The 18022-nt window shown below is 50.3% G+C and carries 15 protein-coding genes; 3 read left to right on the forward strand and 12 right to left on the reverse strand.

Annotated elements, in window-relative coordinates; genetic code table 11:
* Positions 1–929 precede the first annotated feature (929 nt).
* The 8 genes from sucD to sdhC all read right to left on the reverse strand — a co-directional run bounded on the left by sucD (position 930) and on the right by sdhC (position 10901).
* Positions 930–1799 carry a succinate--CoA ligase subunit alpha gene (gene sucD / locus QEN31_RS15770; protein WP_000114631.1) on the reverse strand — a complete coding sequence of 290 codons (870 nt, stop codon included), beginning with the start codon at positions 1797–1799 and terminating at the stop codon, positions 930–932.
* Positions 1799–2965, reverse strand: a complete 1167-nt coding sequence (gene sucC, locus QEN31_RS15775; protein ID WP_001048590.1) for an ADP-forming succinate--CoA ligase subunit beta — start codon at positions 2963–2965, stop codon at positions 1799–1801. Before sucC ends, sucD begins: the two co-directional genes overlap by 1 nt.
* Before the next feature lie 141 nt (positions 2966–3106).
* Entirely contained in the window at positions 3107–4315 is a 1209-nt protein-coding gene (odhB, locus tag QEN31_RS15780) for a 2-oxoglutarate dehydrogenase complex dihydrolipoyllysine-residue succinyltransferase (RefSeq protein ID WP_000099858.1), read from the reverse strand.
* 14 nt (positions 4316–4329) lie between these two features.
* The gene (gene sucA / locus QEN31_RS15785) at positions 4330–7131 is read right to left on the reverse strand and encodes a 2-oxoglutarate dehydrogenase E1 component (protein WP_001181501.1); all 2802 of its coding nucleotides are present in this window, start codon (positions 7129–7131) and stop codon (positions 4330–4332) included.
* 525 nt (positions 7132–7656) lie between these two features.
* Positions 7657–8373: a succinate dehydrogenase iron-sulfur subunit SdhB gene (gene sdhB / locus QEN31_RS15790; protein ID WP_001537859.1), complete on the reverse strand. Its 717-nt coding sequence runs from the start codon at positions 8371–8373 to the stop codon at positions 7657–7659.
* 16 nt (positions 8374–8389) lie between these two features.
* Positions 8390–10156, reverse strand: coding sequence for a succinate dehydrogenase flavoprotein subunit (gene sdhA / locus QEN31_RS15795; RefSeq protein ID WP_000775561.1), 1767 nt, complete (start codon positions 10154–10156; stop codon positions 8390–8392).
* On the reverse strand, positions 10156–10503 hold the full coding sequence (gene sdhD, locus QEN31_RS15800; RefSeq protein ID WP_000254356.1) for a succinate dehydrogenase membrane anchor subunit: 348 nt from the start codon (positions 10501–10503) through the stop codon (positions 10156–10158). Before sdhD ends, sdhA begins: the two co-directional genes overlap by 1 nt.
* Positions 10497–10901, reverse strand: coding sequence for a succinate dehydrogenase cytochrome b556 subunit (sdhC, locus tag QEN31_RS15805; protein WP_000263340.1), 405 nt, complete (start codon positions 10899–10901; stop codon positions 10497–10499). The genes sdhD and sdhC overlap by 7 nt, the downstream gene beginning before the upstream one ends.
* A gap of 382 nt (positions 10902–11283) precedes the next feature.
* Here sdhC and QEN31_RS25445 point away from each other — a divergent pair, with 382 nt between their 5' ends.
* From QEN31_RS25445 to QEN31_RS15820, 3 genes are all read left to right on the forward strand, one after another.
* The gene (locus QEN31_RS25445; RefSeq protein ID WP_418142699.1) at positions 11284–11415 is read left to right on the forward strand and encodes a hypothetical protein; all 132 of its coding nucleotides are present in this window, start codon (positions 11284–11286) and stop codon (positions 11413–11415) included.
* 225 nt (positions 11416–11640) lie between these two features.
* Complete coding sequence (locus QEN31_RS15815; protein WP_000785811.1) at positions 11641–12924, forward strand: citrate synthase; 1284 nt, start codon at positions 11641–11643, stop codon at positions 12922–12924.
* 136 nt (positions 12925–13060) lie between these two features.
* A complete protein-coding gene (locus QEN31_RS15820) occupies positions 13061–14107 on the forward strand; it encodes an AbrB family transcriptional regulator (protein ID WP_001122057.1) in 1047 nt (348 codons plus the stop codon).
* Between the two features lie 54 nt (positions 14108–14161).
* Here QEN31_RS15820 and nei read toward each other — a convergent pair whose 3' ends face one another.
* The 4 genes from nei to QEN31_RS15840 all read right to left on the reverse strand — a co-directional run bounded on the left by nei (position 14162) and on the right by QEN31_RS15840 (position 17993).
* Positions 14162–14953 carry an endonuclease VIII gene (gene nei / locus QEN31_RS15825; protein WP_001113970.1) on the reverse strand — a complete coding sequence of 264 codons (792 nt, stop codon included), beginning with the start codon at positions 14951–14953 and terminating at the stop codon, positions 14162–14164.
* Positions 14954–15001: 48 nt separating this feature from the next.
* A complete protein-coding gene (locus QEN31_RS15830; protein ID WP_001519950.1) occupies positions 15002–15139 on the reverse strand; it encodes a hypothetical protein in 138 nt (45 codons plus the stop codon).
* 67 nt (positions 15140–15206) lie between these two features.
* Entirely contained in the window at positions 15207–17102 is a 1896-nt protein-coding gene (locus tag QEN31_RS15835; RefSeq protein WP_010988981.1) for an HAD family hydrolase, read from the reverse strand.
* Positions 17103–17159: 57 nt separating this feature from the next.
* Positions 17160–17993 carry a glycosyltransferase family A protein gene (locus QEN31_RS15840; RefSeq protein ID WP_001667936.1) on the reverse strand — a complete coding sequence of 278 codons (834 nt, stop codon included), beginning with the start codon at positions 17991–17993 and terminating at the stop codon, positions 17160–17162.
* Positions 17994–18022 lie beyond the last annotated feature (29 nt).

Consider the following 18022-nt stretch of genomic DNA (forward strand, 5'->3'; position numbering starts at 1 on the left):
CGCGCCATCATCCCACCGGGATTACCCTGTCCCAACTTCCCTTTCCCGACGACTAATGGCCAGGATCATCTTGCCAGGTTATCGTCTTAATTATCGCTAATAAGCTTTCCAGATAGCCAGAAACAAACATTTTATTCGCTACTTTTTCTTTATTTCAATAACACCGTATTTGCCTCTCTATAATTATTATAGTGAAGATTCTGTTATCACCTTCACAGATTTACCCTCAATTTCTACGTCACTCATAGTGATAATTCTGTTTATTCGCAGCTATAAATACCCTTTAAACATGATTAATCACGAACGCATAGTGTCAATAAGTTCTTAATAATTTTTCAAGTTGACCTCTTTTAACCAGCAAAAGTTCACATAATTTATTAAACGATATCTTTAATACTTCAGGAAAATAATGCCGGTACCCTTATGATTAAAATAGCTGTTTTATTCTGCCATTAAACAAGCAGTCTGTGTAAGCGCGATACATCTGAGGAGACGTGTAGTTCGCGCTCAGGCAAACATGCGCGGCCACAGAGTCAAGCGTCAATTTACTATAGAAGTTAGCATCAACATAGTGTAATGCTGCAATGCGTTTTTTTCATGGCGGAAAGCGCATAATCCGTCTCCGATGAGGTCGGCAGGTATTTCACTAAGACAGCATCTGTATTTGCTGCAAAAGAGTTAACCAGCAAACTGAGTAAATTTACTGCCGCTGCCAGACGGTTATTATCAATTATTTTTAGACTCCACCATGTTTTTTTAATGAGGCATTATTTTCCTATAGTTCAGTATTTACAAAGCCAATAATTTTATATCCCGGATGCTTCACCCGTACTTTGCCACAAACAATAAAGCCATAAAAAAGGCCACCGTAAAGGTGGCCAACCATGTCGAAAACGGACATTTATCTGTTCCCGCAGGAACAGCGAGTTTTATTTTATAATTGCTTTCAGCGCTTCGCCGATATCGGCCAGGCTGCGAACGGTTTTCACGCCCGCGGCTTCCAGCGCTGCGAATTTTTCATCCGCAGTGCCTTTACCACCGGCAATGATGGCGCCCGCGTGGCCCATACGCTTGCCTTTCGGCGCGGTAACACCCGCGATATAGCCAACAACCGGCTTGGTCACGTGGTCTTTAATGTAAGCCGCCGCTTCTTCTTCTGCACTACCGCCGATCTCACCGATCATCACGATCGCTTCAGTCTGCGGATCTTCCTGGAACAGTTTCAGGATATCGATAAAGTTAGAGCCCGGAATCGGGTCGCCGCCGATACCCACGCAGGTGGACTGGCCGAAACCGTAGTCGGTGGTCTGCTTAACCGCTTCGTAGGTCAGCGTGCCGGAACGGGAAACGATACCCACTTTACCCGGCTTATGAATGTGACCCGGCATGATGCCGATTTTGCATTCGCCCGGGGTGATCACACCTGGGCAGTTCGGGCCGATCATGCGCACGCCTGCTTCGTCCAGCTTCACTTTCACGGTCAGCATATCCAGCGTCGGAATACCTTCGGTGATGGTGATAATCAGTTTGATGCCTGCGTCAATCGCTTCCAGGATGGAGTCTTTGCAGAACGGCGCCGGGACGTAGATAACGGATGCGGTCGCACCGGTAGCTTCTACCGCTTCGCGCACGGTGTTGAACACCGGCAGCCCCAGATGCGTGGTGCCGCCTTTGCCCGGCGTTACGCCGCCCACCATCTGCGTACCGTAAGCAATCGCCTGTTCGGAGTGGAAAGTCCCCTGGCTACCGGTGAAGCCCTGGCAGATAACCTTGGTATCTTTATTAATTAAAACGGACATTATTTCCCCTCCACTGCGGCAACAACCTGCTGAGCTGCATCCGTCAGACTTTTCGCTGCAATAATATTCAGGCCACTGTCAGCCAGTTTCTTCGCGCCGAGTTCGGCGTTGTTGCCTTCCAGACGCACCACCACCGGAACGTTCACGCCCACTTCTTCCACCGCGCCGATGATACCGTCGGCAATCAGGTCACAACGGACGATACCGCCGAAGATGTTAACCAGAACCGCTTTCACGTTGTCATCCGAGAGGATAATTTTAAACGCTTCGGTGACGCGCTCTTTGGTTGCGCCGCCGCCCACGTCAAGGAAGTTAGCCGGTTCGCCGCCATGCAGCTTAACGATGTCCATGGTGCCCATCGCCAGACCCGCGCCGTTCACCATGCAACCGATGTTGCCGTCCAGCGCGACGTAGTTCAGTTCCCACTGCGCTGCCTGCGCTTCACGCGGGTCTTCCTGAGACTGGTCACGCATTTCACGCAGATCCGGCTGGCGGAACAGCGCGTTGCCGTCAGCGCCCAGCTTGCCGTCGAGGCAAATCAGATCGCCCTGCTTAGTAATCACCAGCGGGTTGATTTCGATCAGCGCCAGGTCGCGCTCAAGGAAAATGGTTGCCAGACCCATAAAGATTTTGGTGAACTGCTGCACCAGTTTACCTTCCAGACCCAATTTGAACGCCAGTTCCCGTCCCTGATACGGCATCGGGCCGGTCAGCGGATCGAGCGCGACTTTATGGATCAGATGCGGGGTTTCCTCCGCGACTTTTTCGATCTCTACGCCACCTTCGGTAGACGCCATAAAGACCACGCGACGAGAACTACGGTCAACTACCGCGCCGAGGTACAGTTCTTTGCCGATGTCGGTCGCCGCTTCAACCAGAATCTGGTTTACCGGTTGGCCATTAGCGTCTGTTTGATAGGTCACCAGACGTTTGCCCAGCCAGTTTTCCGCGAAGGCGCGAATCTCTTCTTTGCTTTTTACTACCTTCACACCGCCCGCTTTGCCGCGGCCGCCAGCGTGAACCTGACATTTCACTACCCACGGGCCAGCGCCGATTTTAGACGCGGCTTCTTCGGCTTCACGCGGAGTAGTACAGGCATAACCCACCGGCGCCGGTAAGCCATAGCGGGCAAAAAGTTGTTTTGCCTGATATTCATGTAAGTTCATGTGTTCTGTCCATCCTTCAGGTAATCGTTATCTTTAGACCTGTAGGCCTGAAAGCTGCGCGCCATCAGGCATTACACCATCGCCGGATGGCGGCGTGAACGCCTTATCCGGCCTACAGGTAGCAGGTGATGCTCTTGCTGACTACACGTCCAACAGCAGACGGGTCGGATCTTCCAGCAACTCTTTGATGGTGACCAGGAAGCCCACGGATTCGCGACCATCGATCAGGCGATGATCGTAAGAGAGCGCCAGGTACATCATCGGCAGGATTTCCACCTTGCCATCCACCGCCATCGGCCTGTCTTTAATAGCATGCATTCCCAGAATCGCGCTCTGCGGCGGGTTGATGATCGGGGTAGACATCAGCGAACCGAATACGCCGCCGTTGGTAATGGTAAAGTTACCACCGGTCAGGTCTTCTACGGTCAGCTTGCCGTCGCGGCCTTTGACAGCCAGTTCTTTAATTTTTTTCTCGATGTCAGCCATGCCCAGCGTATCCACGTCACGCAGGACCGGCGTGACCAGGCCGCGCGGCGTAGACACCGCCATGCTCACATCAAAGTAGTTGTGATACACCACGTCATCGCCGTCGATAGAGGCGTTCACTTCCGGATAACGCTTCAGCGCTTCCACTACCGCTTTCACGTAGAAGGACATAAAGCCCAGGCGGATACCATGACGTTTTTCAAACACTTCGCCATACTGCTTACGCAAATCCATAATCGGCTTCATGTTGACTTCATTGAAGGTCGTCAGCATGGCGGTGGAATTTTTCGCTTCCAGTAGACGCTCGGCCACGCGCTTGCGCAGGCGGGTCATTGGCACGCGTTTTTCGCCGCGCGCGCCCAGAGCGGGTTGTGCTGCAGGTTCAACAGCGGGTGCTTTAGACTCGCCTTTCGCCAGATGTTTTTCCACATCTTCACGGGTCAGACGCCCACCCACACCAGTGCCTTTAATGGCGCTGGCTTCCAGATTGTGTTCAGCCAGCAGGCGACGGATCGCCGGGCTGAGCGCATCGTTGTTTTGTTCTTCCAGCGACGCCTGCTGGCGCTGTGCCGGCGTAGACGCTTTCTCTTCAGATTTCGCGCTGGTCTCTTTACCCGCGCTGTTTCCTTCACGCAGGCGACCCAGGATCTGGCGAGAGGTGACAGTCGTCCCCTCCTCTTCCAGAACCGCATCCAGAATGCCGTCCGCTGATGCCGGTACTTCCAGTACCACTTTGTCAGTTTCGATTTCTACCAGCACTTCGTCACGAACAACCGCATCGCCCGGTTTTTTATGCCAGGTGGCGACGGTCGCGTCCGCTACGGACTCAGGCAGGTCGGGAACAAGAATATCTACGCTACTCATTATTTATCCTTTATTTAATCGACGTTCAGCGCGTCATTAACCAGATCTTGTTGCTGTTTCTGGTGAACGGACATATACCCTACCGCCGGAGAGGCGGAGGCCGGGCGACCTGCATAACGCAGAGCGGCCCCAAACGGAGTCACTTCACGGAAATGATGCTGACTGCAGTACCATGCGCCCTGGTTGAGCGGCTCTTCCTGGCACCAGACAAAATCATGGACGTGAGCGTATGGTTGCAGCGCTTCCTGCACCGCTTTATGCGGGAACGGATAGAGCTGTTCGATGCGCACGATAGCGACATCTTTCTGGTCGTTTTTGCGACGTTGTTCCAGCAGGTCGTAATAAACCTTACCAGAACACATTACCACGCGTTTTACGGCTTTAGGGTCCAGCTCGTCAATTTCGCCAATGGCCGGCTGGAAGGAACCGTTCGCCAGTTCATCAAGCGTGGAAACCGCCAGCGGGTGACGCAGCAGCGATTTCGGCGACATCACCACCAGCGGACGACGCATCCCGCGCAGCGCCTGACGGCGCAGCATATGGTAGACCTGCGCCGGGGTGGACGGCACGCAAACCTGCATATTCTGCTCGGCGCAAAGTTGCAGATAACGTTCCAGACGCGCGGAAGAGTGCTCCGGGCCCTGCCCTTCATAGCCGTGCGGCAACAGCATCACCAGACCGCACATCCGGCCCCATTTCTGCTCGCCGGAGGAGATGAACTGGTCAATCACTACCTGCGCGCCGTTGGCAAAATCGCCAAACTGCGCTTCCCAGATAGTCAGGGTACGTGGTTCCGCCGTGGCATAACCGTATTCAAAAGCCAGTACCGCTTCTTCAGACAGCACGGAGTCCCAGACTTTAAACTGTCCCTGACCGCTGTGAATATGCTGCAACGGCGTATACGTTGAGCCGTTCGTCTGGTTGTGGATCACCGCATGACGATGGAAGAAGGTGCCGCGACCGGAGTCTTCCCCGGACAGGCGCACCGGAATGCCTTCATCGACCAGCGTGGCGTAAGCCAGATTTTCCGCGCCGCCCCAGTCAAACAATTTCTCGCCTGCCGCCATTGCCTGACGGTCGCCATAAATTTTCGCCACGCGAGACTGCATTTCAATGGCTTCCGGCACGGTGCTGATACGTTTTGCCAGCTCCTGCAGACGCTTCATTTCTACCTTGTTCGGGTATGCTTCATCCCATTCGTGGTTTAGATACGGCGACCAGGTGAACGAGTGCATATTCATCGGACGCCACTCTTTCACCACGCATTCGCCTGCATCCAGCGCATCGCGATAGAGGTTAACCATTTCGGTGGCATCTTCCAGCGTCGCGACTTTGTCCGCTTCCAGCTTGTCGGCGTAGATTTTACGCGGCGTCGGATGCTTTTTGATTTTCTGGTACATCAGCGGCTGGGTTGCGCTTGGCTCGTCGGCTTCGTTGTGGCCGTGACGGCGGTAGCACACCAGATCGATGAACACATCACGTTTAAAGGTGTTACGGAAGTCCAGCGCCAGACGGGTCACAAAAGCGACGGCTTCCGGATCGTCCGCATTGACGTGGAAAATCGGCGCCTGGACCATTTTACCGATATCGGTGCAGTAAGGCGTTGAACGCGCATCCAGTGGGTTAGAGGTGGTGAAACCCACCTGGTTGTTGATAACGATACGTACCGTACCGCCCACTTCGTAACCGCGCGCTTTCGACATGTTCAGGGTTTCCTGAACCACGCCCTGGCCGGTCACCGCGGCGTCGCCGTGAATAGTGATCGGCAACACTTTGTTGCTGCTCGGTTCGTCCAGTCGGTCCAGACGGGCACGCACGGAGCCCATCACCACCGGGCTCACAATTTCCAGGTGCGATGGGTTAAACGCCAGCGCCAGGTGAACCAGACCGCCTTCGGTTTCGATATCTGACGAGAAGCCCATGTGATACTTCACGTCGCCGGTACCCAGATGTTCTTTATGCTTACCGGCAAATTCGTCGAACAGATCCTGCGGTTTTTTACCCAGTACGTTGATCAGCACGTTCAGGCGACCGCGGTGCGCCATCCCCAGCACCACTTCGCGAGTGCCGCTGTTACCCGCATGGCGAACCATCTCTTTCAGCATGGGTATCAGCGCATCTCCCCCCTCAAGCGAGAAACGTTTCGCACCCGGGAATTTGGCGCCCAGATAACGTTCCAGCCCTTCAGCGGCGGTCAGTTCGTTCAGGAAGCGTTTTTTCTCGTCAGCGCTAAAGGCCGCACGACCGGATTCGATGCGCTGTTGGATCCAGCGTTTCTCTTCGGTGCTGGTGATGTGCATATACTCAGCGCCAATCGGGCCGCAGTAGGTCTGTTTGAGCGCGTCGAGCAGCTCGCCCAGCTTCATCGTCTCTTTGCCGCTGGCAAAGGAGCCGACATTGAAGGTTTCCTGGAAATCGGCCTCGGTCAAATCATGGAAAGAAGGGTCCAGATCCGCCACGCGTTCTTGTTTCCAAAGACCCAGCGGATCGAGGTTTGCATGCTGATGGCCACGGAAACGATAAGCGTTAATAAGCTGCAGGACTTTAACCTGCTTCACATTGGTGTCAGGGTCGGAAATCGTAGAAGAGTGACGTGAGCCAGCCAACGCCTGCCGCCGGAAATATTCACGTGTTTTTGAATGGAGTTGATCCGGTTTGACTCCGGTACCAGGTAACTGCTGGAACGTCAAACGCCAGTTAGCGTCTACCGAGTCAGGATCGGTTAAGAAGTCTTCATAGAGCTGTTCTATCCAGCTCTGATTCGAACCAGAGAGGTAAGAAGAGTCCAACCAGGCTTTCAAAGCGCTGTTCTGCATCGTGATCCCTTAAGCATCTTTTCTGCTTATTTAATACTCTAAATAGGTCACGTTTCAGGAAGGCGGCAAGCTTGCGAATCCCAGGGAGCTTACATCCAGTAAGTGACCGGGGTGAGCAAGTGCAGCCAACGCACATGCAACGTGAACTATGACGAGTATTTCGCCGTGGATACTAACCACGCATACGCTGTATGCGTGCCGGGGTTCACTTGTTGCGGACTGTCGTGTCATCTGCGTCCGCTAAGGAACCTTTAAAAACTGTCTAATAATCTTCGCTGTTCAGGCTACGACTGCTTTGCGGCCTTCGCTCACTCCGGTCACATAGTTAACTATGCTCCCGAAGATTCGTTCAGACCGCGCCTTGTCTCGCTCTGAACATCTCGATTATTACTAATCATATGGCAGTTTTTAGAGGTTTCCTGCACTTCTATTGCCCGATGGCGCCTGGCTTATCAGGCCTACAGAATACGTAACCCGTAGGCCGGATAAGACGGTACGTCGCCATCCGGCAACCACTACAACTACTTACGCGCTACGCTGCAACAGCATCGACTTAATATGGCCGATAGCGCGCGTCGGGTTCAGTCCCTTAGGACATACACTGACGCAGTTCATAATGCTGTGACAGCGGAATACGCTGAATGCATCGCTCATCCCTTCCAGACGACTGTCAGTCTCGGTATCACGACTATCGATCAGGAATCGATACGCCGCGAGCAGCCCCGCCGGACCGATAAACTTATCCGGGTTCCACCAGAATGACGGGCAGGATGTTGAGCAACAGGCGCAAAGAATACATTCATACAGCCCATCGAGTTTTTCACGCTGCTCCGGCATCTGTAAATGCTCACGTGCCGGTGGATTTTGCCCATTATTCAATAAGTAAGGCTTAATCTTCTCATATTGTGCGTAGAATTGCCCCATGTCTACCACCAAATCGCGGATCACCGGCAAACCGGGCAGCGGGCGAATCACAATCTTCTTACCCGGCTGAGTCAGCGCCGAAATAGGGGTAATACAGGCCAGACCATTCTTACCGTTCATATTCAAACCATCAGAACCACACACACCTTCGCGGCAGGAACGGCGGAAAGAAAGGCTGGGATCTTTTTCTTTAAGCTGGATTAACGCATCCAGCAGCATCATGTCGCGCCCTTCTTCGCCTTCCAGGGTGTAATCCTGCATACGCGGAGCGTTATCGACATCCGGGTTATAACGATAAATCGAAAATTCGAGTTTCATCATCCTGTCTCCGCAATTAATAAGTACGAATCTTCGGCGGGAACGCCGGACGCAGTTTCGGTTCCATATTGACGCTTCGGCGCGTCATGGATTCCGTTTGCGGCTGATACAGGGTATGACACAACCAGTTGGCATCATCACGCTCCGGGAAATCGAAGCGGCTATGCGCGCCGCGGCTTTCCGTCCGGAAGTTGGCTGATACGGCAGTGGCGTAGGCAGTTTCCATCAGGTTATCCAGCTCCAGACACTCCACACGCTGGGTATTAAACTCGCTGGACGTGTCATCCAGACGGGCGTTTTTCAGACGCTCGCGGATCACTTTCAACTGCTCAAGCCCTTTCGCCATCGCGTCGCCTTCACGGAATACGGAGAAGTTATGCTGCATACACTCCTGCAACGCTTTGCGGATAGCCACCGGATCTTCGCCATTGCGGTTATTGTTCCAGCGATTCAGGCGCTCCAGAGAACCTTCAACGTCAGACTCGCTGGCGTCGCGCAGCACGCCCTGCTCGGCGATGGATTCCTGTAAATGCAGCCCCGCCGCGCGGCCAAAGACCACCAGATCCAGCAGTGAGTTACCGCCCAGACGGTTGGCGCCGTGAACCGATACACAGGCGATTTCGCCTACCGCAAACAGCCCCGGAATGACCACGTCTTCGCCCTGCTCGTTCACGGTCAGCGCCTGACCGGTCACTTTAGTCGGAATACCGCCCATCATGTAGTGGCAGGTCGGGATAACCGGAATCGGCTCTTTCACCGGGTCAACGTGGGCGAAAGTACGGGACAGTTCCAGGATACCCGGCAGGCGAGATTCCAGCACCTCTTTACCCAGGTGATCCAGTTTCAGTTTAGCGTGCGGCCCCCACGGACCGTCGCAGCCGCGGCCTTCACGGATTTCGATCATGATGGAACGCGCCACCACGTCACGACCCGCAAGGTCTTTGGCGTTCGGCGCATAACGCTCCATAAAGCGCTCGCCGTGTTTGTTCAGCAGGTAACCGCCTTCGCCGCGGCAGCCTTCTGTCACCAGCACGCCCGCCCCGGCGATGCCGGTCGGGTGGAACTGCCACATTTCCATGTCCTGCACCGGGACACCGGCACGCAGCGCCATACCGACACCGTCACCGGTGTTGATGTGAGCGTTGGTGGTGGACTGGTAGATACGGCCTGCGCCGCCGGTCGCCAGCACCGTCGCGCGGGCTTTGAAGTACACCACTTCACCGGTTTCGATGCACAGTGCGGTACATCCCACCACCGCGCCATCCTGGTTTTTCACCAGATCCAGCGCATACCATTCGGAGAAAATCGTGGTGTGGTTTTTCAAATTCTGTTGATACAGCGTATGTAGCAAGGCGTGACCGGTACGGTCAGCCGCCGCCGCGGTACGTGCCGCCTGCTCGCCGCCAAAGTTTTTCGACTGGCCGCCGAACGGGCGCTGATAGATACGTCCATCATCAAGACGGGAGAACGGTAGCCCCATGTGCTCCAGTTCCAGAATCGCTTCCGGTCCGGTCTTACACATATATTCGATGGCATCCTGGTCACCAATGTAGTCCGACCCTTTTACGGTGTCGTACATGTGCCATTCCCAGTTATCTTCATGGGTATTGCCGAGCGCCACGGTGATACCGCCCTGCGCGGAAACGGTATGGGAACGGGTCGGGAAGACTTTCGAGAGCAGCGCACAGGTTTGGCCGCTCTGGGAAATTTGCAGCGCCGCGCGCATACCTGCGCCACCGGCACCAATCACAACAGCATCAAATTCTCTGACTGGCAGTTTCATTACACACCCCACACCACAACAAATCCATAGATGACGTAAACCACCAGCGCAACAACGATAACGAGTTGCAGTATCAGACGCACTGCCAGTGGTTTAACGTAGTCGGTTAACACCTGCCACATGCCGATCCAGGCATGAATCAAGATGGAAAAAAGCGCCAGCAGGGTGAAGACTTTGGTGAAGGCCGATGAGAAGAAACCGGTCCAGGCTTCAAAGGTCAGTTCGCCGCTCGTGGCGAAAAAACCCACCATGTAGATGATGTATAACGTCAGAACGATAGCGGTAGCACGGACCAGGATGAAGTCATGTACGCCATTGCGTCCTAATGCGGAGGCGTTGCTTACCATACGAGGACTCCTGCGAGAAGTGAAAGCACGACAGTGATAACAAAAGAGATTTTGGCAGAGCGTTGACCCGCTTCGAATGTTTCTTCCAGATAGCCAAAATCCATTAACATGTGACGAATTCCCACGATGACGTGATACGCCAGCGCGGTAAGGATGCCCCACATGATAAATTTAACGATGAAGCCGTCCATGATGTCGGCGGCCTGCTGGAATCCTTCCGGAGAAGAGAGGCTGGTGCCCAGTAGCCACAGTAGTATGCCGACGGCGATGAAAGTAATCACACCGGATACGCGATGGAGAATGGACGCTATCGCTGTGATGGGGAACCGAATCGTTTGTAGATCCAGATTGACAGGTCTTTGTTTTTTCACATTTCTTATCATGAATAACGCCCACATGCTGTTCTTATTATTCCCTTAAGACTTCGGTTACAGAGGTGAATCTACCTGTAGCCAGAAAGACGACGGGATTTCCTTCCTCCGGTCTGCGTGCGGGTCAGACAGCGTCCTTTCTATAACTGCGCGTCATGTAAAACACTGCTTCCAGTAGCTAAAACGACACGTTACAACGCTGGGTGGCTCGGGATTGCAGGGTATTCCGGAGACCTGGCGGCAGTATAGGACGTTCACAAAATCATTACAATTAACCTACATATAGTTTGTCGGGTTTTATCCTGAACAGTGACACAGGTCACGATAACAACATTTTTTTAATTTTCAATCATCTGATTTGACAAACATTAAACAAAATTGTTACAAACGACACCAGAAAAAGCATATAATGCGTAAAAGTTATGGGGTCACTCTTTCACCTGTTAATAAGTTATGCAACAGTACAATGATATTGACCCATTCTTTCAGGACAGTTATTAGTGATAGACAGGTTACATTACTCGGATTGCTACGTTCCTGATTTGCTGCTAATTCGAAATTAATCAAGTCGTTACCTGCAAGCGCCCATTGCTCTGTACCCAGGTCATCCCCTCTTTCACAGAGCGGCGAGCCAAATAACAAACTGGTAACGGTTGATTGATGCATACACAGAATCTTCCCTGCACTAACGACGAGGAAGATGACGTGGAGAAGGCAAGTCTGAGTTCCGGCAGTCTTAAGCAATAAGGCGCTAAGGAGACCGTAAATGGCTGATACAAAGGCAAAAATCACCCTTACTGGTGACACTGCTATTGAACTGGATGTGCTAAAAGGTACACTCGGTCAAGATGTTATTGATATTCGTAGTCTCGGTTCAAAAGGAGTTTTTACTTTTGACCCTGGTTTCACCTCTACCGCATCCTGCGAATCTAAAATCACCTTCATCGACGGCGACGAAGGCATTTTGTTGCATCGCGGTTTCCCGATTGACCAGCTTGCTACCGATTCCAACTATCTGGAAGTCTGTTACATCCTGCTGTACGGCGAAAAACCGACGCAGGAAGAGTATGACGAGTTCAGAACGACAGTCACCCGCCATACGATGATCCATGAGCAAATCACTCGCCTGTTCCATGCTTTCCGTCGCGACTCACATCCGATGGCGGTAATGTGCGGGATCACTGGCGCGCTGGCAGCGTTCTACCACGACTCGCTGGATGTGAACAATCCGCGCCACCGTGAAATCGCGGCGTTCCGCCTGCTGTCCAAAATGCCGACCATGGCGGCGATGTGTTACAAATATTCAATCGGTCAGCCGTTTGTTTATCCGCGCAACGACCTTTCCTACGCCGGTAACTTCCTGAACATGATGTTCTCCACGCCGTGTGAAACCTATGAAGTGAATCCGGTACTAGAGCGCGCGATGGACCGTATTCTGATCCTGCACGCTGACCATGAGCAGAACGCCTCAACGTCAACGGTACGTACCGCAGGTTCAAGCGGCGCCAACCCATTCGCCTGCATTGCCGCCGGGATCGCCTCCCTGTGGGGACCCGCGCACGGCGGCGCCAACGAAGCCGCGCTGAAAATGCTGGAAGAAATCAGCTCTGTTAAACACATTCCGGAATTTGTTCGCCGTGCGAAAGACAAGAATGATTCTTTCCGCCTGATGGGCTTCGGTCACCGTGTTTACAAAAACTACGATCCGCGCGCCACCGTGATGCGTGAAACCTGCCACGAAGTGCTGAAAGAGCTGGGCACCAAAGACGATCTGCTGGAAGTGGCGATGGAGCTTGAGCACATTGCGCTCAACGACCCGTACTTCATCGAGAAGAAACTGTACCCGAACGTAGACTTCTACTCCGGCATCATTCTGAAAGCGATGGGCATTCCGTCCTCCATGTTCACCGTGATCTTCGCCATGGCGCGTACCGTTGGCTGGATTGCACACTGGAATGAAATGCACACTGACGGCATGAAAATCGCCCGTCCTCGTCAGCTGTATACCGGCTACGATAAACGCGATTTTAAATCGGCGCTGAAGCGTTAATTGACAACCGGATGGCGACGCAACCCTCGCCATCCGGTACATTTTCCCTTTTTTCTTATCCTCATTATTTTATTCTTACCCCGTTACTCTCTATGATTAATTAAGGTTTCGCTAAATATCATTCAGGGAGCATGGAATGCCGATTCTGCAGTGGTTTTTGTTGTTCCTGTTATCGCTGCTCATTTCCCTTATTTTTCTCTATCTGCACCTTCCGGCGGCAATGCTGCTCGGTCCAATGATTGCGGGTATCGTGTTGAGTTTGCGAGGTAGTACGCTACAACTTCCGCGCGGTATTTTTCTCGCCGCGCAGGCAATTCTCGGCTGTATGATCGCCCAAAATCTAACCGGTTCGATATTGACCACCCTCGCCCTCTACTGGCCGGTCGTGCTTTTAGTGTTGCTGGTGACGCTGCTTTCCAGCGCGGTAGTCGGCTGGCTGCTGGTACGTTACAGCTCACTGCCCGGCAACACCGGCGCATGGGGGTCTTCGCCGGGCGGCGCGGCGGCAATGGTAGCGATGGCGCAAGATTACGGGGCGGATATCCGCCTGGTGGCGTTTATGCAGTATCTACGGGTACTGTTTGTGGCTGGCGCGGCGGTGCTGGTGACACGCCTGATACTCGGCGACAGCGCGGCAGCGGTCAGCCAACAGGTGATCTGGTTTCCGCCGCTTAGCGGTAATGTATTGACGACGCTGTTATTAGCGATCGTGGCGGGCATTGCCGGTCGCCTGATGCGTATCCCTTCCGGCACGATGCTGCTCCCCATGTTGGCAGGCGCGCTTCTCCATTCGCAAGGCATCATTGAGATTGAATTACCCGAATGGCTGCTGGCCGTGGCGTATATGGCGATAGGCTGGCGTATTGGGCTGGGTTTTGACAGACAGGTGTTTTTTATGGCGCTGCGGCCATTGCCGCAAATCTTATTGTCAATTTTCGCGCTGATGGCGATTTGCGCCGCGATGGCGTGGGGAATGGCTTACTACATGCAGATTGATTTTATGACGGCTTATCTTGCCACCAGTCCCGGTGGTCTGGATACGGTTGCCGCGATCGCGGCAGGAAGCAGTGCCGATATGGCGCTCATCATGGCAATGCAAACCCTACGGCTGTTCAGCATTCTGTTAACTGGGCCAGCAGTGGCCCGTTTTATATCAACCTATGCGCCCAAACAACCTTTGTAGGGCTGATAAGCGTCGCGCCATCAGGCAATAGCCGCTCGCCGATGTCGGTTCCGGCTATTTCTGGCAATGCGGGCACCAGTAAAACGGGCGTGAGGACAGTGTTGTCTTTTCAATAATGCCGCCGCACCGCTCACACGCTTCGCCGTCACGGTGGAAAAGCTTAAAGCGAAACAGTGCGCCATGATGCTTGTTCTCATCCGCCTGACCGCGAGTAGTGTAGGAAAGGCGCGGAATATCCAACAGCGCGTGAGAAAGCGCATTCAGTTGCGCCTCGTTGAGATCTTTCGCTTTATGCTGTCCGGTTAATCCTACCTGCCAGAGGATTTCAACGCGCAGATAATTCCCCAGTCCCGCCAGAAAGGACTGATCCAGCAACAGCCCGGAAAATTGTCGGTTGCGAAAACGCGGCGACAGCAATCGAGCTTTAACCTCTTCCGGAGTGAGACGCGCGTCCAGCACATCCGGACCGACTCGCTGTAAAAAGGGGTGCGTCGTGAGCTGCTCTGCTGTCAGCATTTCGATATCAGACGCGCTATAAAGCAGAATAGTTTTATCCGCCGTTTGTAGCCTGACGCGCAATATACGCGTGGTCTGCGGTATTTCACCAGTATCGATCACCCGCCATACGCCATAGAGTTGGTTGTGGCTGTAGAGCGTCAGGCCATTTGAAAAGTGGGTCAATAACGCTTTTCCCCGCGTCTCTATCCGGGTAACAAGTTGACCGGTAAGCTGCGATTCATACGGTTTTAACTGTGCAAAGGCAAACCAGACATCGGTTAAGGGTTTGCCTTTGATTGCCGCCTCCAGATTATCCGCCGCACGACGAATTTCCGGGCCTTCAGGCATGATAATATCCTTTGTTAACAGTTGATTAATGGACTACACCGCCTCTGACTATCTGGAATGCACATCGAACACCATAATGAACATCCACAGCGGATGGACAAACAGGCGGTGGTATCCAGTGATAATAACATTATCGCAGCACGAGACCACTTCCCCGTCAGGGTTAACATGATCGCGCCAGGGCATAATCGACTCAGCCCTTGTCGGGCGAGCGCCCAATAATGATTGTCTGCCTACCGGAATTAAATGACGCTTAGTTATATTTTGCCCAAAATTTTTTTCTGTTGATCCTTTTAAAGCCTTCTTTCCAATAACTGGCATTCAACTCTTTGATATAATTTTCTCCGGGAAAAAGTTTATCCTTTAAAGGCAGTTTCTTGGCTAGCACGATTCTTTCTGCGTTAGATCCCGCGGACTCTGAATGTGTGAGGGAAGATAAGGCGTCCAGTTGAGCGCTTGAGGGTCTGGCTATCAATTCAAAAAAAGGTTCTGACAATACAACACTACTAAGTGCTGCATAATTTCCTTTTTGTATGAGCGGTTTGACGTACTCAAAAAAAGAAATAATCCCTGATTGCAATCTTGCTGCTTTTTTTAAATACTCAATTTCAGAACCACTGCTATCTTCACGTACAGGAATTATTCCATTATCCGTTTTTTTATAGCCAATTGTTGACCCAGTATTGTCAGCCATAGCGAACTCCATTATTTCCACCCCTCCTGATAAGAAAAGATCACACTTATCGTTGGGATGGCCATAGTTGGTTAGCCAACCAAACATCTTATTATAAATAGATCGGTTATCATTGGCGCCAGCAAAAGTTGCCAAATAAAACCCATGTATTTGTTTTTCTGCCCATTGCGCACCTAAAGAACGAGCAAATACTGATTGAATATTACCCATCCATCCTACATCGATAAGTGCTATATTTTTATAACCTTCACAGGCCGTTTTAAAGTAATCAGCGTAAACTTCCCTGTGCTGAGTATTTTTTAATAAAATATATGGAAATAATTTATTTATAAGCCAGTGAACCTTATGTTCCTCTCCTGAAACAGGAATATACTCCTCGTCAGGAAAACCAACATGATGTATATCTGAAATATGCTCACTCGCATCTAACCCCGCGATAGCAAGTATCTTTTTAATACTTTTCTTATTCTTACCACCAAAAAGATGCCAAATCCTGTGCATCGGCCAATCAGTCATCCCCACCATATAAGCTGATGCGCGGGATATATATAAATATTCACATTTTACATGTTCTTCTGAAAAGTATTCATTATAAATTTTATAGATTAAGTGAGCATCGCGTGCTAAAAAAAGCGCTTTATCAATTTTATGAATCTTTAACTGATTCGCTAACCAGGATACATAACCTAATAATAATGGACCAAATACTTTAAATCCTATCTCGTTTAAAGGATCATTTTGATGGAAAGCAGAAACTTGTTTAAGTAATAAAGTCTTACAAATAGATTCACCAATAATATCTTTAGCTTTCCAATGATTAGATATCCCATGATTATACTCTGACCAATCAGCATGGAGAGTATTTATGCCGAGTTTTTTAGCATTCAGAATATCAGCATGAACATTGTCGCCAACATGCATCCACGATGCAATATCTACATTTTCATTTTTCTTGACTATTGAAAATAATTTACCACTATTTTTAGAGTACCGCTCTTCGCCAGATGAATAAACTGGAATGTTACTGATATCATAGCCACATGATGTTAACAACTCCTTTAATATTGCTGATGGAAGGTACATGTCACTAATTAAAATGACTTTGCAACCATCACTAATAGCCTTTTCAAACAAACAGCTTCCACGCGCATTTTTATATAAAACAATCTTCTCCATTTGTATTTCCAGATCGATTATCTTTTTTACTGTCGCTGGTGAAAGCTGCGGATGCTTTTTTAAAATTTCATCGTATATTTCAGATATAAGTATTTCCGGCTCGCCGCCAAAACGCCTGACCCTATTCTCTCTGGCACTTACTTCCGCCTGAACTCTTATCTCTGGGAAATTATCAATAATACCAATCTCGTACGCTGATATAAAAAATTTCTCAGTTGCTAAAGTTGATTGCATTAATGAAAACAAATCTCTGGGACGGTAAATCCTCCGGCTAACCAATGTATCAAAGATATCAAAGCTTACGGTCTTGTATTTTTTAAAGTTCATATCCATATTTTATTTAATCTTATTTTCAATATAAGAAATTTTATGAAAAAGACTATTGTTAGCAATATTTGAAAGTAACACATTGAGCAATGATGAGTCATCAATACTTCTCATCATTTTATTTTCTGCAATTTTGCATTCTATATCAAATAACTCATTGTTAATTACGGTATAATTGCCAAATTCAAAGTCATCATTTTCTCTGAAATGATAAAATGCCAGTGCTTCAGGTAAGATCCAAACATCATTTTCTGCAAGGTAATGAATAAAAAAAGGCCAGAAAAATGCAGGAGAGGATAATTTATGACTTTCAATCATATCGATAACAGAATTTTTATCGAATAAACACGAGGAAAGTGGAATAGAATTCCTGTAATAAATAACATCAAAACTAACAGGGCCAGCATTTAAATAGTGGTTCCATGGTTGCGTTGAATTTATAATTATTCTATTATTTTCCGCAATCTCAGCAACTTTATTTGTATGGCATGCTATTGCATTTACAGATGAATACGTTGACTGTATATTCGCCAAAACACTGAGTAGCCTTGACACATATTCAGGGGCCCAAGAATCGTCATCATCCATAAAGCATAAATAATTAGATTCAGACATCTTAATAGCATTAAAGATACAGCTTTCGTCGTAGATAACACTATATATATTTGACAGTTCTTTCAGATAAAAATCATCCACATTGTGACATTTCAATTCTTCCTCCATGCAGAAAATGATGATATTTATTTTTTTGAACGTCTGGTCATTAATGGATTGCAAGGCCCGCATTAATAGACGAGTACGCCCAGGTTTATGTCGGACAATAACTAAAAGACTCTTTTCCATATTCTGATTTCGCGTTTTACGGTATATAT

Source organism: Salmonella sp. SA15303 (genome assembly GCF_029962125.1).
In the GTDB taxonomy this organism is placed as follows: Bacteria; Pseudomonadota; Gammaproteobacteria; order Enterobacterales; family Enterobacteriaceae; genus Salmonella; species Salmonella enterica.